The sequence below is a fragment of the Pontibacter flavimaris genome, assembly GCF_001907195.1.
GTDB lineage: Bacteria > Bacteroidota > Bacteroidia > Cytophagales > Hymenobacteraceae > Pontibacter > Pontibacter flavimaris.
The window spans coordinates 313,497-336,580 of record NZ_LVWA01000004.1 but is presented as its reverse complement, the minus strand read 5'-3'; the positions used below and the strand labels follow the sequence as shown (position 1 = coordinate 336,580).

Genomic DNA, 23,084 nt, shown 5'->3' with positions numbered 1-23,084 from the left:
AATGTAACAACTTAACAATTAAACCTACTTCCACGCTTTCACGATCAGGCCGGTGCCTGAGGGGTGTTTGCCGTTCACGTCCTGCCGGTTCAGCACCAGGCTCACCGGGAAGGTAACCAGGTAATAGAACGGCAGCAGCACGAAGAAAATTTTAGAGGCGTTCAGCATCAGCAGCGGATACTTCATGGACAGGCGCCAGGAGATTTGCCCTGGCTTGCCGTAGGAGTAGCGCGCGTCTACCTTGCTAAACCCTGCCAGCTTCAGCTTGTCCTCTATCTCTTTGATGTTGTAGCCATCGCGCACGTGCTCCTCTATAAACGAGGTCTCATCGTCGCCGTGCACATCGGAGCCGCCCTGGTCTGAGGGTGTGGAGATCAGCAGCATGCCGCCCGGGCGCAGCGAGGCCTGGAAGTTGCGGAACACCTCCACATCCTCCAGAATGTGCTCCATCACATCCACCGAAAGTATAAGGTCGTAGCTCTTAGGGTCGCGGAACTTCACCAGGTCGGCAATCCTGAACAACACGTTTTGGCGGCCGATGGCGCGCATAAAGCGGTTACAGTCCGATACCTGCTCCTCCTTCACGTCCACAGCCAGGATGTTCCATTTGCTGCTCATGCCTGAGAGCTTGTACGTGTACTGCCCGAAGCCGGAGCCGGCGTCCAGGATGTGCTGCTCCCTGCCGCGGCGGTTGCCGGCCCACTCGTTCAGCTCTTTGTGCACGTGCCAGGCGCGCAGCAACAGCAGGTCCAGCAGGTTGTAGAATACGCGGCGCAGGAACGGTGTCTTGTTGAACACGTCGCCAAGCACCCGCTTGATAGGGTCGTACTGCATAAGGGTGGTGTGCGGCTTTAAGCCTACTTGTTAGGGTATGTTTCGTCGTCCTCGTCGTCTTCCCGAGGTGGCGGGATGTCTATGTTCTCGAACAGCTTATCGATCTTGGCGGCATACTCGGCGGTATCATCCAGGTAGAAGATAAGCTCCGGGATGATGCGCACCTGGTTCTTGATGCGCTGCGCCAGCTGGTGGCGGATGGTTTTGGCGTTCACGCGCACCTCCTGCAGCACCACCTCGTTGTTCTGGGCCATCATGACGCTCAGGTATACCTTGGCCACCCCCAGATCCGGCGATACGCGCACCACGCTCACCCCTATATAAGCGCCCCCGAACAGGTGCGGCACCTCCCTTTGGAAGATGTCTGCCAGTTCTTTCTGAATCAGGCGCGAGAATTTCTGTTGTCTTTTACTTTCCATACGAAGATGCAAATATCATATTAATTTCGCATTTTTACCCCAAAACTGCCCTACTCATTTCAGGTAGGGCAGCACCGGGGCAGGGGCTTCTGCTGTTTTAATCTAGGCTTTCCCTTGCTGGGGTAACGTAAGACAGCTTTTATACTTGCCCGCGTGCCTCTTTATACTTGAATACCGTTTTTCTAACTCCGTCTTTACTTGATAAGTTACTTCCGTAGCATACTGCCATCGCGCCTTTTCCTGTTGATTTTGCTGTTTGTGGGGATACAGCTGCCACTGGTGCTGCTCGGCATACGGCCAACGGCGCCCGAGCTGCTGCACATGCTGGTGGGGGAGCGTCTGGCCGACGGCTATAACATGTACCGCGATATCTACGATAACACGGCGCCCATCTCGGCCTTCGTTTACTGGCTGCTGGATGTGGCGGCGGGGCGCTCTTTCCTGGCGTACCGGCTTACGGCTATGGGGCTTATCCTGCTGCAGGGGCTACTTCTTAACAGTACCCTGAACCACCACAGCGTGTATGCCACCAAGAACTACCTGCCGGCGCTGCTGTACCTGATCCTGGGCAGCCTCTCCTTTGAGTTCAACATGCTCACGCCGCTGCTCATCGGCAACACGTTTCTTATACTTTCGCTGCCCTACATCATCACGCTTAACCGCGAGGGATTCGAGAATAACCGGCTTTTCGTGGGCGGCTTTATGCTGGGCCTGGCGGCCTTGAGCTACCTGCCGCTGGCGGTGTTCCTGCTGGTGGGCGTTTTCGCGGTCATCTTCTTTGCCTCCAACACCTTCCGCAGCACCATGCTCATGCTGTGTGGTTTCCTCTTCCCGTACGCGGTGCTGATGACCTACTACATGTACACCAACACCACGCAGGAGTTCCTGGAGCTGCACCTGCTGCGCCCCTGGCACCTGCAGGTGGCCTTTCTGCGCCCGCCCTCCGATGTGGCCAAGCTCATGATAATCCCCGGCATCATACTTGTGCTTTCTTTGCTCAGCGCCGCCTCTCTGCCGCAGCGCCTCGTGTTCCAGGTTAAGTTCCAGCAACTGATGTGGGTATGGCTGCTCACGAGCCTGCTGGTTATTTTCACAAGGGATGAGATTTCGGCGGCCACTTTCGTGCTCATACTTCCGCCGGTGGCCTACTTCGGTCAGTTCTTCTTCACTTCTAACCGCAAAGGCTGGATCCTGAATACGTTTTTCCTGGTGATGCTGGCCGGAACGCTGCTGCTGCGCTACCGGCTGGTGCTGGGCATTAACCAGTTTATGCAGATGGATGAGTCGCCGCTGCTACTGCCCGAGCAGGCCGCTGTGCCTATGCAAAACAGCACGGTGCTGGTGCTGGGCAGCGACATCAGTTATTACCTGCACAACAAGCCCGTTACGCCCTACCTGAACTGGAACCTGGCGCAGCGCCACTTCGGCAGACTTGATGAGTACCAGGCGGTGTTCCAGCTGCACGAGAACTTCAGGCACGAGATGCCGCAATACCTGGTGGATAAAACCGGACTGATGCCGGAGCTTTCTTACAAGCTCCCGGACATCTTCGGTAAGTATGAAAAGACAGGAGACGCCGGGGTTTACAGGCTAAAATAAGAGGAGCCGCTCTTTTCAGAACGGCTCCTCTGTTGTTATACTTATACTTTATACTTGCTTATACTTTGCTTAGCAGGCGGCGATCTTGTTCACCCTGTTCAGGTGGCGGCCTCCCTCAAAGTCCGTGCTCAGGAAGGTCTTCACCATCTCCCTGGCCACCTCCTCCGACACAAACCTGGCCGGTATGCACAGGATGTTGGCGTTGTTGTGCTCCCGCGCCAGCTTCGCCAGCTCGGGCAGCCAGCAGAGTGCCGCGCGTATCTCCTGGTACTTGTTTGCTGTGATGGCCACACCGTTGCCGCTTCCGCAGATCAGGATGCCAAAATAAGCCTCCTTGCTTACCACGGCCTTCGCCAGCGGGTGCACGTGGTCCGGGTAATCTACCGACGCCTCGGAGTCGGGTCCGAAATCCTGCACCTGATGACCAAGCTCCGCCAGCAGCTCCTTCAGCATGCTTTTATAAGTATAACCGGCGTGGTCGCCGCCAATCGCTATATTAAGTGCCATTATGCTTGGGTGTTTTGTTCGTTCAGTCGCTTCAGGTCTTTTTTACGTATGTTATGCGAAACGTGGATGCTTACCTCGTACAGGAGCATCAGCGGCAACGAGATCAGTAACTGGCTCACAACATCCGGCGGTGTGATGATAGCGCCCACCACGAGTATGATCACCAGGGCATGGCGCCGGTACAGCTTCATCGTTTCCGGTGTAATCAGCCCCGCCTTCGTCAGAAAGAACACGATCACGGGCATCTCGAACATGATGGCACAGGCCAGGCAAAGCGTGGTGAGCGTGGAGATGTAGGACGACAGGTCAAACTCATTCAGGATGCTCGGATCTACCTGGTAGCCTGCCAGGAAGTTGATCGAAATGGGCGACACCACATAGTACCCGAACAACAGGCCCAGCATGAACAGTACCGACACAAAGAACACGGCTCCCCGCGAGTTTTTACGCTCCTGCGGGTATAGCCCGGGACTTACGAAACGCCAGATCTCCCAGAACGCATAGGGGAAGGCACACGCCAACCCCAGCACCGCCGACACCAGCAGGTGCATCGTAAACTGCCCGCTCATCTGCCTGCTTTGGATGGTAAAGCCCATATCGTCAAAGCAAAGCCCGTCCGAGCCGAAGTACTGGCCTACCTGGCACATCACCTGGTAGCTCAGAAAATCAGTGCGCGAAGGGGCAAGTATGATGTCATGAAACACGAAGCCCTTCGCCAGAAAAGCAATGGTCGCAAACACGAAGATGGAGCCCAATGCCCTGATGATATGCCATCTTAACTCCTCCAGGTGGTCCACAAAGGACATCTCCTGCGGCTCTTCTTCCTCCACAAATGGTTGATCCATCAAAAGCTGGTCCTCCTTCAATTCTTTCTCTTACTGTTAATACGCGAAAAGCGGATACGCCTGCATCCAGTCATTAATGTCGCTGCGCACGCTGCTGAGCATGCTCTCATTGTCGTGGTTCATCAGCACCTGGTCGATGTACTCCACAATGCGCACCATGTCCTGCTCTTTCAGGCCACGCGTGGTGATGGCAGCCGTGCCCACGCGCATACCCGAGGTAACGAACGGCGACTTGTCATCAAATGGCACCATGTTCTTGTTGATGGTGATATCGGCTTTTACCAGCGTGTTCTCGGCCAGTTTACCGGTTAATCCTTTTGAGCGCAGGTCGATCAGCATCATGTGGTTCTCGGTACCACCCGAGATGATGTCGTAGCCGCGCTCCACAAACGCCTTGGCCATGGCCTGTGCGTTTTGCTGTACCTGCTTTATATAGGTGAGGTATTCGTCCGAAAGCGCCTCAAAGTAAGCCACCGCCTTCGCCGCGATCACGTGCTCCAGCGGCCCGCCCTGCGTTCCGGGGAATACCGCGCCGTCCAATACAGCCGACATCATGCGTGTCTCGCCCTTTGGTGTCTTCAGGCCGAAGGGGTTCTCGAAGTCTTTACCCATCATGATCATGCCGCCACGTGGGCCGCGTAAGGTCTTGTGGGTAGTGGTGGTTACGATGTGACAGTGCTCAAACGGGCTGTTCAGCAAACCGCGAGCGATGAGTCCGGACGGATGGGAGATATCAGCCAGCAACAAGGCGCCTACCTCGTCAGCGGCCTGGCGCAGCTTCTTGTAGTCCCAGTCGCGGCTGTAGGCAGAGGCGCCGCAGATGATGAGCTTCGGTTGCTCACGGCGGGCTGTCTCTACTATTTTGTCAAAGTCGATCAGGCCGGTTTCTTTTTCCACCCCGTAGAAGCTCGGGTTGTAAAGCTTTCCGGAGAAGTTCACGGGAGAGCCGTGCGTCAGGTGGCCGCCGTGGGAGAGGTCGAAACCCAGGATCTTATCGCCCGGCTGCAGCACCGCCAGCATGACAGCCGAGTTGGCCTGCGCGCCTGAGTGCGGCTGCACGTTTACCCACTCCACGCCAAACAGCTCCTTGGCGCGGTCAATCGCCAACTGCTCCGATTGGTCTACAATCTCGCAGCCGCCGTAGTAGCGCTTGCCTGGTAGGCCCTCGGCATACTTGTTTGTCATCACGCTGCCCATGGCCTGCATCACCTGCTCCGAAACAAAGTTCTCAGAGGCGATCAGTTCTATGCCATGCGTCTGGCGTGCTTTTTCCTTATTAATCAGGTCGAATATAGCGGTATCTCTTTGCATCAGTCTTCGGAATGTTAAGCTCCCAAAATTAAAGTATGCACCCGAATAAACCAATGTTTCAGAAGTTTATATCCGTGGCATCCCCTGACCTCCAAAGTATGATCTGCTTTGCAGGAGGCAAAAATAAAGGCCCGGCGCTTTTGCACCGGGCCTTTATGGTATAGCTTATACTTTTGTCGCTATTCTTTCATCACTTTAATCTGGCTTACCTGGCCGTTAAGTTCTACGCGCAGCACATACATGCCTTTCGACAGTTTGCCGTATACCGGCAGTTGCACTTCGTTCGAACCTTCCTGCACCTCTACCACCTTGCTGTATACTTTCTTACCGGTCATGTTGTGCAGTACCAGTGTGGCCTTGCCGCTTACTTCGGCTGTAAAGTACAGCTTAGAGTTGTAGTTGATCGGGTTCGGGGCTACCAGCAGTTGCTGTACCAGCTCACGGGCCTTCACGTTTACCGCTACCACTTTGCTGTAGTCTGTGGTGCCATCCAGGTCAACCTGCTTCAAACGGAAGTAGATCGTGCCTGTCTCGTTGCCCAGCTTGTGTGCGTACTGGTAGTCTAATCTCACCGAGCTGTTAGCACCTTTGCTGTCTACACGGCCCACCTTCTCAAAGCCCTTCTTCGGATCTCTCGACAACTCCACCTCGAAGTGTGAGTTGTTTTGTTCCGAAGCCGTTGCCCACGTCAGCAGCACGTTGTTGTTCTGCAGCGCCGCGTTGAAGGCCATCAGCTCTACTGGAAGTGGAAGAACATCTGAGTCCAGGTTAACCACACGAGATGTTGCATCAAAAGAGCTGTGCGTAATGGTGCCCGACTGTTCAGGATCAGAATCCACACCCGGCTCGTTTTTCACATAAATGGTAGTTTCTGCAATATTACCAAATTCATCAGCTCCAAGTGCTGGAAGTGTTCTGCTCCAATTGGTTGTATCCCTTGACATCAGGAAGTTGTCGGTTGTCGCTAAGGTAAATGTCAGGTTCTCCCCAACAGCCAGGTTCGTTGCACTCACTGCATAAGACTGCCGCGAAGACTTACCTGCCTCTACCTTGAAAGATAGGAGCGTTGGATCTACATTAATAGTCGGAACGGCAATGTAAAGCTTCTCAGTACTTGTGTCATCGCCGCCAGCAGCTGTTATCGAAACAGTGTTTGTTCTGGCTAGTCGTGGCACTACCACTTCTAACTTGGTGTCATCTATAGGCTCTATAGGCTCATAGAAGTTCGTAGCAAATACACCTCCGATCTTCACTGTTCCGATTCCCTCCAGGTTATAGCCTCTCAGCAATACCCTTTCCTTGATTCGGGCTGGGCTTTGGTCAGTGATAAGGCTACCATCGATATGCTCAAATCTAATAAGAACTGGGCTGGTAACTTCGAATGTGCTTCCTGACGTTGCGTTGCCTGCTCTGTTCACTACAGTAATGTTACCAGTGATAGCATTATTAGGCACTGTCACGTCAACCCATGTTCCACCTACTTCGTCATAGGCTGTCACGACTGCTCTCAGGTCTATTACTCCAACTGAAGGAATGTTAGCTCCCTCGTGTCTGTTGAAGTATACTTCTATGGCACCGTCTGGCGAGCTACCTGTACCGAACAGATCCCAAAGGTTTATACCGGTAATTCTAATCGTTTCACCAGACGCCCCTGAGGTAGGTATAAATTCTGCAATTGTCGGCGCGTATACTACTCTGAAGATGCCTGAGCTGATAGCTGTTGGACCTTCTACTCCACCATATGGGGTCGTTACAGCTATCTTACCAGTTATAGCACCTGCAGGTACAGTCAATGTGATCTGTGTACCTCCTGCATTAATTGTATAACCTGTTGTTAAGGATACCTCGTCGCCGGCTGCATCAGTTCCCAGGAAAGCTACTTTAGTTGCTTCATCTAAATTGGTACCAGTTATTGTGAATGTAGAACCCACTAATCCTGAGTTAGCAGAGAAACTAGTGATAGTTGGCGCACCAATGACGATTATATTCTGGCTCCATTCACCCGTACCACTTTCGCTTGCTACTCTGATTCTTCCTGTCGTTGCCGTGCTTGGAACCGTTACTACAACCTCATCTATACCTTCCTCTGTTGTACTGTAGGCAGAAGCAGTTGATTGTATTGTAGCATTTACTCTTGCGCCAGCTGCTCCCACAAAGCTTACTGTAGGTGCGGACCGTTGAACATCCGTAGTGAAGGCATTATAATATTCATCAAATCTAGTACCTGAGATTTTAAGCGTACTTACACCGGCGTATACTCTAGTCCTAGACACACTAGTGATAATCGGCTTATGAACAGTTAATAGTGTTGATGTACCTGTGCCACTTTTTGAAGTAATACTTAGAGTATTAGTCGAGTTTGCATTCATTACCGGAGCCCTGAATACTAGCTCCGTTTCAGATCTAACGAAATACTCGCTTTTAGTAATTTGAATACCACCGTAACTCACAGACAGTACATCTATAAAATTAGCACCTGTTACCGTTACAGATTGACCAGCGTATACTGCGCTTGGATTCACTGCAGTAATAATTGGAGCTAAAACCTGGAACGGCTTAGGTTCGCTTTCGCCGCTTCCAGATATTACAATCACATTGCCTGTTCGTGCGTTGGTTGGCACTACCACCTCAATCTTTTCGTTGGTATAGGTGGTTGCTGTAACCCGGGCTCCATTAAACACCACCTCAGGAGCCTTGTGCTCAACAGCTCCAGTGGCTTCGTTATAGTAAGCGCTAAAGTTCTGGCCTGTAATAGTTAAAAGCGTTTTGTCAGCATACCCTTTGGCTGTACCGTCCTCGGCACTTAAATTGGTAATTATCGGCTCAATTACGCTATAATTATCAGCGCTTGTACCCTCACCTGCCAACGTAGTAACAACAACAGGGCCTGTACCCGCATCAAATGGAGCTTTCACAGTAATTGTGCCTGCTACTTCATCCTTGCTTACTACCTCTGCCTCTTCGCCGTTGAAGGTTACTTTGGTTACGTTCTTAAAGTAATCACCAGTAATAACCACTTGCTGGTTAGCATAGCTAGTAGTTGGGGTGAAAGCAATATTTGCTGGTACTGGAACTGTAAACACGTTCTCCCCGCTATTAGCTGTACCACCATCTGCTGTTACTGTTATAGGGCCAGTAGTTGCGCTATCTGGCACCGCAACGGTAAATTCCTGGTAAGAAACTCCGCCATCTTCAACTGTGGAAATTGTTACTCCTGTCAAGTCCTCCACTTTAGCCTTATTGAACACAACCTCCGACAGGCCTTCGAAGTTGGTACCTCTAATTGTCACTGGTGTTCCTGCTACGCCTTGTGTAGGCGTGAAAGAAACGATGGTTGGAGCAGGGATAACGGTGAAGACATCTTCACTTGTAAATACTACTTCCTCGTTCACTATTAAAGTTAGAGTTCCAGTCGTAGCATTCGTTGGCACAGCTACTGTGATCGTGCTATCAGCAGCATTGTAAGTTGGAACTGCCAGTACACCATTGAAACCTACTGAATCAACCTGGTTCAGCAGCCAGCCCTTAATAATAACCTTATCATCCGCTTTACCTTCAAATGGGTTAAAGCTGATAATCTCAGGACTTGTCACAACCGTGTACGTATCCGCGCTTGGCTCACTGTCTCCGGCAGCGTTTGTTACCATCAGTTTGCCTGTTACAGCATCAGTAGGTACAGTCGTAGTAATCTGTGTTGAAGAGTTGCCTGTGATTTGTACTGTCGCCTCATCTCCCTCTGCTTCTGTACCGAGGAAAGTCACAACTATATCACCCACAAACTCTGTACCTTCAATTACCACTTTTGAGCCTGCTACTCCTTTAAGAGGCGAAATGCCTGTAATAGTTGGTATCTGAGTAATGGTGAAGTTTGAGGGGCTTTCACCAGAACCGTTCGTGTTTGAAACAGTAATGCGGCCGGTGATGGCACCTGCCGGCACTGTCGCCGTTAAGGTAGTATCGCTGGTTACCTCATACGCTGCAGTAACTACGCCTCCGTTTGCACCGGCAAACGTTACGCTCGTTAGAACACCCTCATTTATGAAGTTATAGCCTTCAATAGTAACTACTGTACTTGCTATACCCTGAGCTGGCGTAAAAGAAAGTATAACCGGTGTACGTACTACTTCAAACTCATCTGCTGAAGTGGTGGTGTTTGCCGGGTTGGTAACACTCAACAAGCCTGTTTCGGCACCAGTTGGCACAATCACCTTAATCTCTGTATCGCTTTCATGAGGGGCGGTGAGGGCAACTGTTTGGTTATCACCCTCTTTCTCGCTGCTGCCAAGGAACACCACCTCAGAAACATACTTTAGGTAATTGCCTGTAATGGTGATTACCTGACCGATTGGCCCCTTCGTTGGGCTGATGCTTGCAATGACAGGAGCGTAGATTACGTCGAACGGCCCCTCCCAGGTAACCTCTCCACCTTGTGTAGTTACTGTTACGCTACCTGATGCTGCTCCGTCTGGAATGTTAAACGTAATAGCGGTACCTTCTGCATTTACTACAAAGCCAGCTGTGTTGGTTTCGGCAGTAGGGCTAAGTGTTGTATTTCCTAGAGTTACCGTCTGCGCTGTTCCAAAGTTTTCGCCAGTGATGGTGATCTGATTCCCCACAAGGCCATAGGTTCTCCCGTCCGTTGCTGTTGTATTTGCTACACTGGCAATAACTGGGGCAGGAACAAACGTAAAGGTCTGCTCGCTGGTGGCTGTTTTTCCACCTGGAGCGATCAACTGGATTTTTCCTGTCTTGGCATCAGCTGGCACCGTTACTACCAATTCAGTATCTTTTGTTGGCGCAGCAAAAGTAGCCTCTACATTATCTGTTTCGTCACCGTCTGCTCCCAGGAACACCACGCTGCTTACGCTGGCCAGGTTCACACCATACAGCGTTATCTGCATGTTTGGTCCGGCAGAGGTTGGCTTAAACTGAGAATCTACGCCATCATACGCGACAAACTGAGGGGCCGGCACGTTGAAGACAGCTGTGCTTACCGCCTCTCCCGCCGGGCTTTTCACCGTGATCGGGCCTGTACCCGCGCCCAGCGGAACGGTTGCTGTTATCTGTTCGTCGTTTACTACAGTAAAGCTAGTTGCTTTTACTCCGTTAAAGAGCACCTCATTTACGGCTGTAAAGTAATTTCCATAAATGGTAACTACGGTAGTAAGGGCAGGGCCTTCCGTTGGAGCAAACTCTAAGCCTGCATTTTCTTCCCCTTCTGACTGGGCTATGATCTGCGGGCCGTAAACTGTAAATGTCGCACTTGTACCATTACCGGCCGGGCTCATGGCCATGATAGGTCCTGAACTGGCGCCCTTAGGTACCGTCACTTTTATTTCGCTGTCACTTACAAATACAATTGTTGCAGGGTCTGCCGCCGCTCCGTTAAACAGCACTTGATTTACACCAGTGAAGTACTGGCCGAACAGTGTGATTGTCTCACCCGCACCTGCGGCGCCTGGGCTGAATTGAACATCGGCAGAAAACACAGGAGCTGGCACTACAAACTCTGTGGCGCTTACGGCCTCCCCGTAAGGGGTTACTACTTTTATGTAATTACTTGATGCACCTATTGGCACGGCCGTTGTAAGTTCTGTTCCTTCCTCATTAACCGCTATACTTTCAGCTGGCACGTCGCCAAAGTATACTGCTGAAGTCTCGTTCAAGTGCTTTCCTGTAATTGTAACCTGTGTGCCCGGCACTCCCTTGTCTGGAGAGAAACTTTCAAACTCAGGTTGCTGCGATACTGTTACCGCATCCAGGAACACATAGGCATTTGATATATCCGCTAGTTGGAACCTTACATCTGTTGCAGTAGCTGGCAAGTATAACTCTTCGCGGGATGCCTCTGTTGGCACAGCCGTAGAAACTCCGCTGCCAAAGGTCTGACCGCCGTCGGTGCTGTAGCTCACTGTCATGTTAGCAGAGCCTCCCCCAGGCGTAGTAGCCACCAAACTGTAGCTCAGCTTATAACCTGTTAGGTCATTATCCTGTAGTTTGATGTCGACATAAGCAGAGGTGGTTCTGAATTGGGCTGAGCCACCAGCACTGCCCGGCGCAATATTAGCGCCATCCGCAACCAAGCCACTAGTCTTTACATTCGTAGGCGGTGACATTCGCCAAGGGCCATCGTACGTAACTGTAGCCTGCGCCACACCAACGGAGACTATCCCGAGCAGGAAAACGCACTGCAAGAGCAGTGATCTGAGGAGTCGTGTAATAGGGAGATTGTAGAGTTGTGCCATAGCTGAACTATAAGTATTTAAAAAAATTTCCTGTGCTATTTTAAAGAAAGTATAATTGCCACAAAATAAGATAATTTATCTATCATTTAAGCAACATCCTGCTCTATTTTTTTATATAATTCTAATAAAATACTTATAAAAAGATATAACAGGATTTTTACATGTAGTCTGCTCTTGGCAGCGGAGTTACACGCATCCACTAAATAAAAAGGGGCTTTTGGTGTAAAGTTATGCATAGGCCACGAATTAGCATGCTCATGTACTCCTTAAAGCAGTCCTATTTCTTAAAAAAGAACAATTTATAACCTCATCAGGCAGAATGCAATATATTACAGCACAACATATTACGTTTATATTAGAAAATAGGTATAAAGCAGTACAACTTTGCTGCTTTATAATGTCTAAACAGGAGTATAGATAGGAAAGGGGCAGATAGAATTAATTCTACCCTTTGCGTGCCACCGGATAGGGGCGGTCTATGTTTGGCTGGATAAAAAGAGCCTGCGAATCCATGTCTATGGCTACTAGGTTGCCGTAGGCGGCATTTTTGTAATAGACACAGCCAGCGTCGAGGTTTAGCCGCTGGGCTTTGTGGGAGGTAGCTTTTTTGATGGCGTGGAGCGAGGTGGGGGTATGGCCGTGCAGCAGCCGCTTGTTGCCAAGGCGCTTCCAGTCGGGTGTATAGCCCCGGATGTTGAGCATGGCCTCTTTATCCGAGAAGATATCATCTTGCTTAAAATCGAAACCGGCGTGCACCAGGAAGTAATCGGGGAGTTCGAGGTAATAGGGGAGGCTGTCGAGGAAACTGGTATACTTCTCCGGCAGGTACTCAAAACCATGGATGCCAAAGCTCTGCAACACCTGTTCCTGCTCGGTTGGCGTGAGGGTGAGTGCTTTTCTGCCTTTCTTTACCGACTTCAGCAGCATCTGGTCGTGGTTACCGCGCAGGCAATGCACCTGGTAGCCCTGCTTCCGGAGATGAAGTATAAAATCGATCACCCCTTTGGAGTCCGGGCCTTTGTTCACAAAATCCCCGAGCAGGTATAACGCATCATGGCGGGAGAGTTGGAGCTTATCGTGCACCATGGCTTTGAATGTGCGGGCGCAGCCATGGATGTCTGTTAGGGCGTAACGGGGCATAGGTCGTAAGTTATCGCAGCCGTGGCGGCACCGTAAAGATAACACAGAAATAGCACTCGTGGTACACGGGTGCTATTTCTGCTTAAGCAATGTTAGGTATTCTAATTATACTTGTTGTTATCAATTTCTGGCTTGTTGGTGTTGCGGTTAGGGTTGTTTGTTGTTGTGTTCTTTCCCGCCGCCTTGTCAGGCCCGTCGGTGTGCTTTTTCTTCAGCTCCTCGTGTTCCGCGCGGGTCTGGCCTGGGTCTACCGGTTTTCCGCCCGCTGCCTTGTTCTGTCCTTCTCCGGTTGGCTTGCCTTTGTTTTCACCGCCGGGCTGTGTGTGCTTGTATGATGGCATGATGTCCTCCTTTTTTTAAATTCAAATCCCGGCAAACAAGCATTATACTTGCCTGCCATACTTTCCTATCAACCTTATACTTTATACTTTATAACTCAGGTACCGCGACCTTCGTCTTCGGTGCGCATGTTGTCTGGCGGCGGAGTGCCGTCGTCGGCATAGTCGTTTACGCCGGTGGCGCTTGGGCCCTCTGAGGCGGTGTCGCTGCCGTAGCCTTCCTTGCCGTCGCGGTTGCCGAAGCCGCCGCGCTGGTGCTCGTTCTTTGGTGGGTCGGCACCTGGGATAATATGCCCGGCACGCATCTCCTCGTCACCCGTGTCTTCTTCTATCTCGCGGAAACCACGCTTGTTGGGCAGCTGGTTCTGCACTTTGTTCTTGTCATCTCTATCTTCAGCCATAATTGCATTCTTTTAATTAACACTGCGCCCTGTTGCCAAAGCGCTTATACCTGGTTTTACTCTTTTCAGGCCGCTTAGGTTTAGCTGCCCACCAGTTCGCCCCCATTTACGTGGATGACTTGACCGGTAACGTAAGAGCCATCGTCGGAGGCCAGGAACACGTAGGCCGGGGCCACCTCCGAGGGCTGTCCGGGACGTTTCAGCGGCACATTCTGCCCGAATTCCTTTACTTTCTCCGCATCAAAAGAGGCCGGTATGAGCGGGGTCCAGATAGGGCCGGGGGCCACGGCATTGACGCGTATTTTTTTATCGGCCAGGTTAGAGGAAAGCGACCGGGTAAAAGAGGTGATAGCGCCTTTGGTAGCGGCATAGTCCATGAGGTGGTCGCTGCCGCGGTAGGAGGTAACGGAGGTGGAGTTGACGATGGCGCTGCCCTCCTTGAGGTGCTCCAGAGCGGCTTTGGTGATGTAGAACATCGAGAAAATGTTGGTCTTGAACGTGCGCTGCAGCTGCTCCTGCGAGATGTCCTGCAGGTCGGTCTGCTCGTGCTGCTCGGCAGCGTTGTTCACCAGTATATCAAGGCCCCCCAGTTCCTTCACGGCCTGCTGCACAGCTTTCTGGCAGAATTTCTCATCGCCAATGTCTCCGGAGATAATAAGTCCTTTTCGTCCTTCCTGCTCTATCAACTGCAGGGTGTCTTTGGCGTCCTTATCCTCGTTGAGGTATACAATGGCCACATCGGCCCCCTCGCGGGCAAAGTGCACGGCCACGGCACGACCTATGCCACTGTCACCGCCTGTGATCAGGGCTTTTTTGCCTTTCAGCTTGTCGCTGCCTTTGTAGTTGTCGCGGATGTACTCGGGCTGCGGGGTCATCTTATGTTCTTTGCCAGGCTGCTTGGCCTGCTCCTGCGCAGGCAGCTTGGTTGGTTTGTTTGCCATAGTTTTCATAGTTTTATGTGAGGCTGCCACCGGGGCAGTTCCCTACTATACGCCTGCGTTTTCAGGCTGGTTATCCCGGCTCCTAATCTTATACTTTCAGGAGCCGTTTATACTTTATACTTATACATTATGTGGAGAGAAGAAGACAACAAGTTAACGCGCAGCCTCACGTTTAAGGACTTTAAACAGGCGCTGTCCTTTATGAACACGGTAGGCGAGGTGGCCGAGGAGCTAAACCATCATCCCTGGTGGAGCAACGTGTACAACAAGGTAGAAATAGAGCTTACCACCCACGACGCCGGCAACACCGTCACCGAGAAAGACCTGGAGCTGGCCCAGCGCATCGATGAGATTTATGACAGGATGATGGCGGAGGAGTAAGGCTATACTTGCCTAGGCTTATACCTTAGGAAGCCATACTTTATCACAACCGCTCTGCAAAGCAGGTAGCAAGCAATAAAGAAGATCGGATAAACTTAACGTACAATGAGCATGGCTTTATTCCTGCACATTACCTTGGCGCTTTGTTTCTACGTGCTCTACAGCCGCGCGCTCAGGTTACCGTTTGAACGGTTTATGGGAACTCCTTCCAACGCTGCCGACTGGGTGTGGGTATACCTAAAGGCCTTGTTGCTCTCTGTACTTGTACCCTATGTCTGTGCGGAACTAATACTGATGTCTTTGCTGGATAGATCAGCATGGGATTACAACAGAACAATAATGCTGTTGCCGCACTTTGCCAGCCTCCTGTCCGATCGCAGAATTAGCCGATTGTTGAGGGCCGTTCTTAAAGTATAAGATGCAAAAAGGTAAGATTTAGCACAGGTTTATACTTTGCCTGCCCACCACTTAAAGTATAAAATGATGTTACCTATACTTCAGCAGCGCCTCCTTAAAGTATAAAAGTATAAGTATGGCTTCCCTTTTACCTTTCTCCCTTATCTATAGTATCTTTACGCCATGCAGGAACCGGAAAAAACAAGTTTATACCTGGTGCCGACACCCATCGGCAACTTAGAGGATATCACGCTGCGGGCCATACGCATTTTAAAGGAGGTGGACGTGATACTGGCCGAGGATACGCGCACCAGCGGCAAGCTGCTGCAGCACCTGGGCATCGAAAAGCGCATGCACAGCCACCACCTGCACAACGAGCACAAGGCCACGGCCCACCTCGTGGATCGCCTGAAGGCAGGCGAGGTGATGGCGCTGATTTCGGACGCGGGCACGCCCGGCATCTCGGACCCCGGCTTTTTCCTGGTGCGCGAGTGCCTCAAAAACGACATTAAGGTAGAGTGCCTGCCGGGGGCCACGGCCTTTGTGCCGGCGCTGGTCAAGTCCGGTTTCAGCACCGACCGTTTTACCTTTGAGGGATTTCTGCCGATAAAGAAAGGTCGCCAGACGCGCCTGCAGAGCCTGGCCGAGGAGGAGCGCACCATGATTTTCTACGAGTCGCCGCACCGCCTGCTCAAGACACTTGCGCAGTTTAAGGAGGTGTTTGGCGCCGAGCGGGAGGCTTCTGTTTCACGTGAAATATCGAAGATGTTTGAGGAAACCATCAACGGCACCCTGGAGGAGCTGCTGGAGATTTTCAACAACAAAAGTATAAAAGGAGAGTTTGTAGTAGTGGTTTCCGGAGCCGCTAAGGCGGGCAAAGCCGATAAAGAATAAGATGAAAGCATTCGTAAAGAAACTCGCGCTGGCGCTGCTGCTCAGCGTGTTCACCCTGCCGGCCTGGGCGCAGTTCGAAGGCGTGCAACTCTCGCCGGAGGCCAAGATCAGTCTCATCACCTGCTCGCCAGGACCGGATCTGTACGCCATCTTCGGGCACAGCGCCGTGCGCGTAAACGACCCCGTAACCGGCATGGACGTGGTGTTCAACTACGGCACCTTCGATTTCGACGAGCCCAACTTCTATCTCAAGTTCGCGCAGGGCAAGCTCCGGTATAAGCTCTCAGCGGCGCACTTCCAGGACTTTGTGTACAGCTATACCATGGAGAACCGCTCGGTGTATGAGCAGGACTTCAATTTTACCGAGGAGCAGAAGCAGCAGTACTGGGGCTTTCTGACGCACAACTACCTGCCCGAGAACCGCTTCTACCTCTACGACTTTTTCTTCGATAACTGCGCCACCCGCATCCGTGACGGCGTGGAGGCCACTTTCCCCAATCAACTGGCCTTCAACATCAGCCACTTCGACAAGGACTACAGCTTCCGCAACCTCATTGATTTATACTTAGGGCCACAGCCCTGGGGTGATTTTGGCATCGACCTGGCGCTGGGCGCCCGTATCGACCAAAAGGCCACACCTTACCAGTACATGTTCCTGCCGGATTACCTGGCCAAAGGCCTGGCCAGCGCCACCATCGCCCGGAATGGCAAAACCGCGCCACTGATGCTGGAGACAAAGACGATTTTCGAACGCGATCCTTCGCAGCCGCTGGAGGCCGGCTGGCTGACGCCGCAGCTCGTGTTCTGGACTTTTTTAGTGGTAGTGGTAGCGCTCACGGTGATGGATTTCATCAAGCGCCGCCGCAGCCGCGTGTTCGACATGGCGTTCTTCTTCATGCTGGGCGTGCTGGGCATTGTGGTGGTGCTGCTCTGGTTTGCCACCGACCACCAGGCCACGGCCTATAACTTTAACCTGCTCTGGGCCATCCCCACGCATGCCGTGGTTGCCTTCTTTCTGGGCCACATCATACTTCCGGAGTGGGTGCGCAAGTATATGCTGGCTACCGCTATCATCACCACCGTGGCGCTCATCGGGTGGCCGCTGTGGCCGCAAATGTACCATACTGCTTTCCTGCCCATCATGGTGGCGGCCGTACTTAGAGGGGCCTACGCCGTATGGTTCTCTAAAAGGGCACAAGCCCTGGAACATCCACAAAGTATAGCACAAAAGATATGAACCTGAACCAACTGGCTAACAACCTGAACATACTTTGCCGCAGCGTCGGTGCATTTATAAAGAAGGAGGGAGAGGGCTTTGAGCGCTCCAGCATCGAGCAGAAGGGCTTCAACGACTTGGTTTCCTATGTGGACAAGGAAGCAGAGCAGAAGCTGGTGGAAGGCCTGCGCCAACTGCTGCCCGAGGCCGGCTTTGTCACCGAGGAAGGTACCGACACCACCCGCGGCGAGCGCTTTAACTGGGTGATAGACCCGCTGGATGGTACGACCAACTTTATACATGGCCTGCCGGCTTACTGCGTGAGCGTGGGCCTGATGGACGGCGACGAAGTAGTACTGGGCACGGTGTTCGACCCGAACCGCGACGAGTGCTTCTGGGCTTACAAAGGCGGCGGCGCTTTCTGCAACGGATCGTCCATAAAGGTATCGGACGCGCCAGCCCTGAAGGACGGCCTCATCGCCACCGGCTTCCCATACTTTGACTTTGGCCTCACGCAGCAGTACCTGCAGGTACTGGGCGCTTTCATGTCGCGCTCGCACGGGATACGGCGCATCGGCTCTGCCGCGCTGGACCTGGTGTACGTGGCTTGTGGCCGTTTCGAGGGATTTTTCGAGTACAACCTGAACGCGTGGGACGTGGCGGCAGGCGTTATCATCGTGCAGGAGGCGGGCGGCAGGCTCAGCAAGTTTACTGGGGAGGGCGACGTTGTTTTCGGGCGGGAGATTGTAGCCAGCAACGGCAGCGTGCACCCGGAGATGCTGCAGACCATCGGCGAGTTCTGGAAAAAGCCGGTGGCCTAAACTTTTTATACTTCATAAAGGTTTCTAAAGTATGATTCAGCAAATCGTCATTCTGCTCGTTTTCCTGGCCGCGGTAGCCTACATGCTGCGCATGCTTTACCAGGTGTTTTCGGCCAAGAGCGGCTGCGCCAAGAGCTGCGGCGCCTGCTCCTCCATCGACCTGAAGAAGATACAGCAGGAACTGGAGAAGCGGCAGGCAAAGGCATAACACCTGGCAATCAGCAAGAATTAAGAAACAGAGGAGCCCCGTTTCCTACCATTATGCGTTGATCAGCACGCGCTACTCATCATAAATCTGTATCTAAACTTTGTTTTTGCGTATAGTTCTATACTTAGGAGTAGAACCACTTAAAACGATATACTATGCAAGACAAAGTTGAAGAGAGATCTTTGGTGAACGTGCTGAACCGCCTTCGCAAAGATGGCTACAAGTATGATTTTAAGGTAGGGCAGGACGGAAAGCTCTGTACCATGGAGGAGAAGGAGTCGTTTGCCCCGGACCAGGTGCGTATCGTGGACCACTATCGCTTTGAGGGCGAGAGCAACCCGGACGACATGTCTATACTTTACGCGGTGGAAACCGCCAACGGCCTGAAAGGAACCATCTCCAACTCGTATGGCCCGTACGCCGACGAGGGTGTGGACACGTTTCTGAAGCAGGTGGAGGATCTGGGCAAGAACCTGGATAAGAAAGACAAATAAAACAGGAAGGGCCGATGCGATATCGGCCCTTCCTGTTGCTGCTAAAGTATAAACCTGCTTATTGCCCGCTATCGCCAAGCTGCTGCCCGTTTTTACCGGAGGCACTGAGGGCGGTCTTTAGTTCCTCGCTTAGCTTATCGCCTCCCTTAATAGCAAAGTCCAGCGTGCGAATCGGGAATGGGATCAGGATGTTATTCTCATCAAAGGCCTTCTTTATCCGGATGATGGCGTCGCTTTTCGCTGAAACGTAGTCTATCTGCTTTTCATAGTGTATCCAGAAACGGGCCTTAAAGTTGATGGAGCTGTCGCCGAAGGCATCATACATCACCTGAATCTCTCTGTCTCCCATACGGTTTTTCACCTCCTGCAGCGCCTCTATCACCACCTGCTGCACCTGCTCCAGGTCCTCCCCGTACGATATCCCAACCTCCAGGTCTACCCGACGGGAGCCGAGCACGGAGAAGTTGGTAACCGGGTTCTCGAACACCATTTTGTTTGGCAGCCAAACCATCTCGCCGGTTACCTGCCGTATGTCGATGGTGCGCAGCGTGATGTGCTCAATGGTGCCAACGTAATCGTTGGTCTCAATCAGGTCGCCGACCCTGAAAGGCTTGCGTACGGCAATAATAATTCCTGCTATAAAGTTGGCGGCAATATCCTGGAAGGCAAAGCCCAGCGCCAGTCCTATGATACCCACACCAGCCAGCAGCGAGACAACCAGCTTGTCTAAGCCCACCACATTGAGCGCCATAAAGAACCCAATGGCAAGCATGATAACATAGATGATCGTCAGGGCCAGGTTGTTGAGGGCCGCACTATGCGAAAAGCGCCCCATAAACTTCTCCAGCCAGTTGCGGATGATTCTGGCCAGGAAGAAGGTTAGCACCAGCACCAGCAGGGCCACAAGGATGTTGGGCAGCAGCAGCACGGCTTGCCTGCCCCAGGCTTCCAGCTTACTTAGCAGCAGGTCCATGGCGTCGTTTATGTCTCTCATAGTATAAAATCAGGTTGATTTTCAGGGTATGTTGATCAGGCCCATACCTTGGTGCCTTCGGTGCAGTTTCGGCACATCTCCACCTCGCTGCGGGAGCGCAGCACCTGCTGCCTGAAGGCGTTATACTTCTCGCCGCGCCATACCTGGGCAAAGCTTTGCTGCTGCAGGTCGCCCTGGCGGTACTCAGCATCCTTATCAAAGCAGCAGGGCACCACCAAGCCGTCCCAGGTGATCACGCAGGAGTGCCACATCTTCCAGCAGTGGTTCAGCAGTTTGTTTTTGATGCTGTAGCTGCCGTCCCCGCTGCTCTGGTACCTGGAGTAATAGTCTATCGTCGGGATGAGCGGCGAACCGTTCGCGTAGTCGTAGATCTGCGCCGTTTTGAACACCACCTCATCCACGCCCAAACCCTTTGCCAATTCTTTCACCTCCTCCAGTTGGTGCTCGTTGGGGCGCACCACCAGGAACTGGAACATGATATGCGGCGTGCGCGATTTGAGCTCCCTCTTCCACTTCACCACGTTGCGCGTGCCCTCCAGCACCTTATCCAGCTTGCCGCCTACTCTATAAGCCGCATAGGTCTCCTGTGTGGTACCGTCGATAGACACGATCAGCCTGTCCAGGCCCGACTCCACGGTTTTACGCGCGGTGGCGTCGTCGAGGAAGTGCGCGTTGGTAGAGGTGGCCGTGTAGATGCCGCGGTCTGAGGCATACTTGACCAGCCCCAGAAAGCTCTTGTGCAGGTAGGGCTCCCCCTGAAAATAGAAGATCAGGTACAGCAGCCGGCGGTGCAGCTGGTCTATAGTGCTTTTAAAAAGCTCGTTCTGCAGCATGCCCGTGGGGCGGGAGAACGAGCGCAGGCCGCTGGGGCACTCGGGACAGCGCAGGTTGCAGGAGGTGGTGGGCTCCAGCGAGATGCTGAGTGGATACCCCCAGTGTGTTGCCCGGCCGGTAAACTTGGAGTACAGGTAACTGCTTACCACCTGCAGCGCGTTCAGTGCGCGCAGCGGCGTCAGCTTTGCTAAAAAGTTAAGCCCATCGGCTAAGTGAAGTGCCATAGAAGTATGCAGGTGCTACGGCAGCGGCCAGAATCACGGCTATCCGCCAAAAAAGGGGCAGCCGCTCTGGCTGCCCCGCTAATTTATACTTTCTGCCGCTAACAGCCAAAAGAGAGGAATTCTAGTACCTGAAAAGCGCCTTCACACGGGCACTTCCATCAGCAGACTCTGATAATCCATTATAGCTGCCCACGAACACTTTGCCGCCCTGCGCCAAGGTTTTGATGGCTGCCAGGTTGATCAAATCATCATCGCCGCGCTTGTACTCGTTGTGCACCTCGGCCGTGGCGCTCTTAGCGTCATACCTGCCCCAAACGGGCTGGCTAGGCGTAATGAACAGCGTGTCCACGCGGCCATGCACGGCCTCTGCCGCCACCGTGGCCACATCCTCGGAGGTGGCGCCTGTCCCGGCCACGTTCTGGTAGCGGGTCAGGGAGTCGTTGTGGCCCTGCTGCATCATCGGCTTCATGATAGCCAGTGCCTTCTCGTGCAGCGCGTTCATGTTATCAGCGCCCTCGTTTATATTGATGTTCTGGGGCACGATGTGCTTATACTTGCTGTGCTGCCTGTAAAGGCTGCAGTAATGGTCTACCCCGGCTAGCACGAGGGGCTCATGCGCATCGTGCAGTATCTTTTGTATGCTGTTGTCTATCTCTATCACAAACTCACGCACACGTTCGTGCTCCTCGTCGCCTTTTGTGCTACCCGGGCCGTGCACAATGTTGGAGCCGTTCACGGTGGTGGTGGAGTTGGTAAAGTCCTGATCGTTGCCTTTCACGTCGAACCTCAGGGCCTTGTTCATCGTCTCCGGCACAAACGAGCTGATGTCTATTGGTCTGATTCGCTCAATGGTCGCCTCAAAGAACGCCACTTTCTCGCGGTATAAGCTAAGTATGAAAAAGCGGCCGTTCTGGCTCAGGATCGGCAACATGGGTGTCAGGTAGAACTGGTCGAGCACGTACACCACCTCCGGCATGGTGAAGGGCAGGGTATAGTGGGCCGAGAAGCCTTTGGTAAGGAACACGGCCAGGCCCTCTGCCTGGTGGCGCCAGAAACCGGTGTCGTTCAGGAGGTCTTCGGCCGGCTTCAGGTACTGGTCCATCTCTGCCTCGGGCACATCGTGCCTTTGCAGCAGGGTGCGTGCCTCCCTAAGTTTGTTCTTGAACAAGATATGGTCCTGACCATTGAGGGTTTCGTGCCCTGCACGATGCGTGGGGATGTAGAGAGAGATACACAAAGCGTTCTTTGCGTTGTTCTGCACATTCAGCAGCTTCTCAATGTCGCTCTTATTGATTAATGCCATATTTTTTGGGGTTAAAAAGTAGGGTATTTATTGCTTCACATTTGCTTTCATAGCACCCCGAACCATACGGAGGTGTAGGGTTTAAGTACGCAGCAAAACATTCAACGGTTATTTTGAGGGGCTGCCTTTGCTGGCGCAGCGGTTGAAGAAGGTTGTATACTTTTATACCCCTCTGGCGCAAATCTTCAAGCTCGTGTCCTTACTGTGATGTTGCGTCTGCAACTCGATTGGCTTGGAGAGCCTTACTTTATACTTTGGCTATACTTTAGGTTATCGGGACTTACGGGATGAAGGGATGTAGTTTATACTTCAGCTATACTTTTATACTTGCCCTTTTCTATGGTGCAAGTCTTCAGACTTGTATCCTGCCATGGCGTCGGGCTTGCGACCCGACTGGCTTGAAAAGCCAATACTCTATACTTAGGCTATACTTTGGCGGTTCTTATCCCATACTTCCGCTGGCGCAAGCGTCCGCTTGTGCCTCTCTTATCCGCTGCTTCCTACAACTCGACACAAGCTATCCTTTCTAGCTGCTGCTGATCCTCCAGACTATACTTACCTACTGTTGCATCTCATACTTTGGTGCTCTCAAGCCCGAGAGGGCTCGTCCTTGGGCATCGCGCTGGGAGCTTTTCCTTTGCTCCTGCGTCGCAATGCCTCACTGGCGTTCGGCACCGGAAAAACTCGCATAGGCGCTCAACCCAAGGACTGGGTATTACTTCGATAGCTGCCGCTTATA

At 52.4% G+C, this 23,084-nt stretch carries 20 protein-coding genes; 7 read left to right on the top strand and 13 right to left on the bottom strand.

What is annotated here, in order from left to right:
- Positions 1–24 precede the first annotated feature (24 nt).
- Both A3841_RS06420 and rbfA read right to left on the bottom strand, forming a co-directional pair.
- Complete coding sequence (locus A3841_RS06420) at positions 25–834, bottom strand: class I SAM-dependent methyltransferase (protein WP_073851483.1); 810 nt, start codon at positions 832–834, stop codon at positions 25–27.
- A gap of 23 nt (positions 835–857) precedes the next feature.
- The gene (rbfA, locus tag A3841_RS06415) at positions 858–1,253 is read right to left on the bottom strand and encodes a 30S ribosome-binding factor RbfA (RefSeq protein ID WP_073851482.1); all 396 of its coding nucleotides are present in this window, start codon (positions 1,251–1,253) and stop codon (positions 858–860) included.
- Positions 1,254–1,451: 198 nt separating this feature from the next.
- On the opposite strand from rbfA, the gene A3841_RS06410 reads away from it, so the two are divergent.
- Entirely contained in the window at positions 1,452–2,852 is a 1,401-nt protein-coding gene (locus tag A3841_RS06410) for a hypothetical protein (RefSeq protein ID WP_073851481.1), read from the top strand.
- A gap of 69 nt (positions 2,853–2,921) precedes the next feature.
- Here A3841_RS06410 and rpiB read toward each other — a convergent pair whose 3' ends face one another.
- From rpiB to A3841_RS06320, 8 genes are all read right to left on the bottom strand, one after another.
- Complete coding sequence (gene rpiB, locus A3841_RS06405; protein ID WP_073851480.1) at positions 2,922–3,359, bottom strand: ribose 5-phosphate isomerase B; 438 nt, start codon at positions 3,357–3,359, stop codon at positions 2,922–2,924.
- Positions 3,359–4,204 carry a twin-arginine translocase subunit TatC gene (gene tatC, locus A3841_RS06400; protein ID WP_073851872.1) on the bottom strand — a complete coding sequence of 282 codons (846 nt, stop codon included), beginning with the start codon at positions 4,202–4,204 and terminating at the stop codon, positions 3,359–3,361. Before tatC ends, rpiB begins: the two co-directional genes overlap by 1 nt.
- A gap of 36 nt (positions 4,205–4,240) precedes the next feature.
- A complete protein-coding gene (glyA, locus tag A3841_RS06395; RefSeq protein ID WP_073851479.1) occupies positions 4,241–5,515 on the bottom strand; it encodes a serine hydroxymethyltransferase in 1,275 nt (424 codons plus the stop codon).
- Between the two features lie 179 nt (positions 5,516–5,694).
- A complete protein-coding gene (locus tag A3841_RS19870) occupies positions 5,695–11,760 on the bottom strand; it encodes an IPT/TIG domain-containing protein (RefSeq protein ID WP_083610235.1) in 6,066 nt (2,021 codons plus the stop codon).
- A gap of 444 nt (positions 11,761–12,204) precedes the next feature.
- On the bottom strand, positions 12,205–12,900 hold the full coding sequence (locus A3841_RS06335; protein WP_073851478.1) for a metallophosphoesterase family protein: 696 nt from the start codon (positions 12,898–12,900) through the stop codon (positions 12,205–12,207).
- A 101-nt stretch (positions 12,901–13,001) separates the two neighbouring features.
- Positions 13,002–13,241: a hypothetical protein gene (locus A3841_RS06330; RefSeq protein WP_073851477.1), complete on the bottom strand. Its 240-nt coding sequence runs from the start codon at positions 13,239–13,241 to the stop codon at positions 13,002–13,004.
- Positions 13,242–13,336: 95 nt separating this feature from the next.
- Positions 13,337–13,639, bottom strand: a complete 303-nt coding sequence (locus tag A3841_RS06325; RefSeq protein ID WP_073851476.1) for a hypothetical protein — start codon at positions 13,637–13,639, stop codon at positions 13,337–13,339.
- An 80-nt stretch (positions 13,640–13,719) separates the two neighbouring features.
- Entirely contained in the window at positions 13,720–14,589 is an 870-nt protein-coding gene (locus A3841_RS06320) for an SDR family oxidoreductase (RefSeq protein WP_139307901.1), read from the bottom strand.
- A 120-nt stretch (positions 14,590–14,709) separates the two neighbouring features.
- Here A3841_RS06320 and A3841_RS06315 point away from each other — a divergent pair, with 120 nt between their 5' ends.
- The 6 genes from A3841_RS06315 to A3841_RS06285 all read left to right on the top strand — a co-directional run bounded on the left by A3841_RS06315 (position 14,710) and on the right by A3841_RS06285 (position 18,990).
- Entirely contained in the window at positions 14,710–14,961 is a 252-nt protein-coding gene (locus tag A3841_RS06315) for a 4a-hydroxytetrahydrobiopterin dehydratase (RefSeq protein WP_073851474.1), read from the top strand.
- A 579-nt stretch (positions 14,962–15,540) separates the two neighbouring features.
- A complete protein-coding gene (gene rsmI, locus A3841_RS06305) occupies positions 15,541–16,251 on the top strand; it encodes a 16S rRNA (cytidine(1402)-2'-O)-methyltransferase (protein WP_073851472.1) in 711 nt (236 codons plus the stop codon).
- Position 16,252: 1 nt separating this feature from the next.
- Positions 16,253–17,488, top strand: a complete 1,236-nt coding sequence (locus A3841_RS06300; RefSeq protein ID WP_073851471.1) for an Lnb N-terminal periplasmic domain-containing protein — start codon at positions 16,253–16,255, stop codon at positions 17,486–17,488.
- Positions 17,485–18,288: an inositol monophosphatase family protein gene (locus A3841_RS06295; protein WP_073851470.1), complete on the top strand. Its 804-nt coding sequence runs from the start codon at positions 17,485–17,487 to the stop codon at positions 18,286–18,288. The genes A3841_RS06300 and A3841_RS06295 overlap by 4 nt, the downstream gene beginning before the upstream one ends.
- Before the next feature lie 31 nt (positions 18,289–18,319).
- Positions 18,320–18,496 (top strand): FeoB-associated Cys-rich membrane protein, encoded by a 177-nt coding sequence (locus A3841_RS19975; protein ID WP_139307900.1) that lies wholly within the window; start codon positions 18,320–18,322, stop codon positions 18,494–18,496.
- Between the two features lie 155 nt (positions 18,497–18,651).
- Positions 18,652–18,990, top strand: a complete 339-nt coding sequence (locus A3841_RS06285; RefSeq protein ID WP_073851469.1) for a hypothetical protein — start codon at positions 18,652–18,654, stop codon at positions 18,988–18,990.
- Between the two features lie 58 nt (positions 18,991–19,048).
- Here the strand turns inward: A3841_RS06285 and A3841_RS06280 are convergent, their stop codons facing one another.
- The 3 genes from A3841_RS06280 to A3841_RS06270 all read right to left on the bottom strand — a co-directional run bounded on the left by A3841_RS06280 (position 19,049) and on the right by A3841_RS06270 (position 22,345).
- Positions 19,049–19,984 carry a mechanosensitive ion channel family protein gene (locus A3841_RS06280; RefSeq protein ID WP_073851468.1) on the bottom strand — a complete coding sequence of 312 codons (936 nt, stop codon included), beginning with the start codon at positions 19,982–19,984 and terminating at the stop codon, positions 19,049–19,051.
- Positions 19,985–20,019: 35 nt separating this feature from the next.
- Positions 20,020–21,042: an SPASM domain-containing protein gene (locus A3841_RS06275; protein ID WP_073851467.1), complete on the bottom strand. Its 1,023-nt coding sequence runs from the start codon at positions 21,040–21,042 to the stop codon at positions 20,020–20,022.
- 121 nt (positions 21,043–21,163) lie between these two features.
- On the bottom strand, positions 21,164–22,345 hold the full coding sequence (locus tag A3841_RS06270; RefSeq protein WP_073851466.1) for a baeRF3 domain-containing protein: 1,182 nt from the start codon (positions 22,343–22,345) through the stop codon (positions 21,164–21,166).
- Positions 22,346–23,084: the final 739 nt, after the last annotated feature.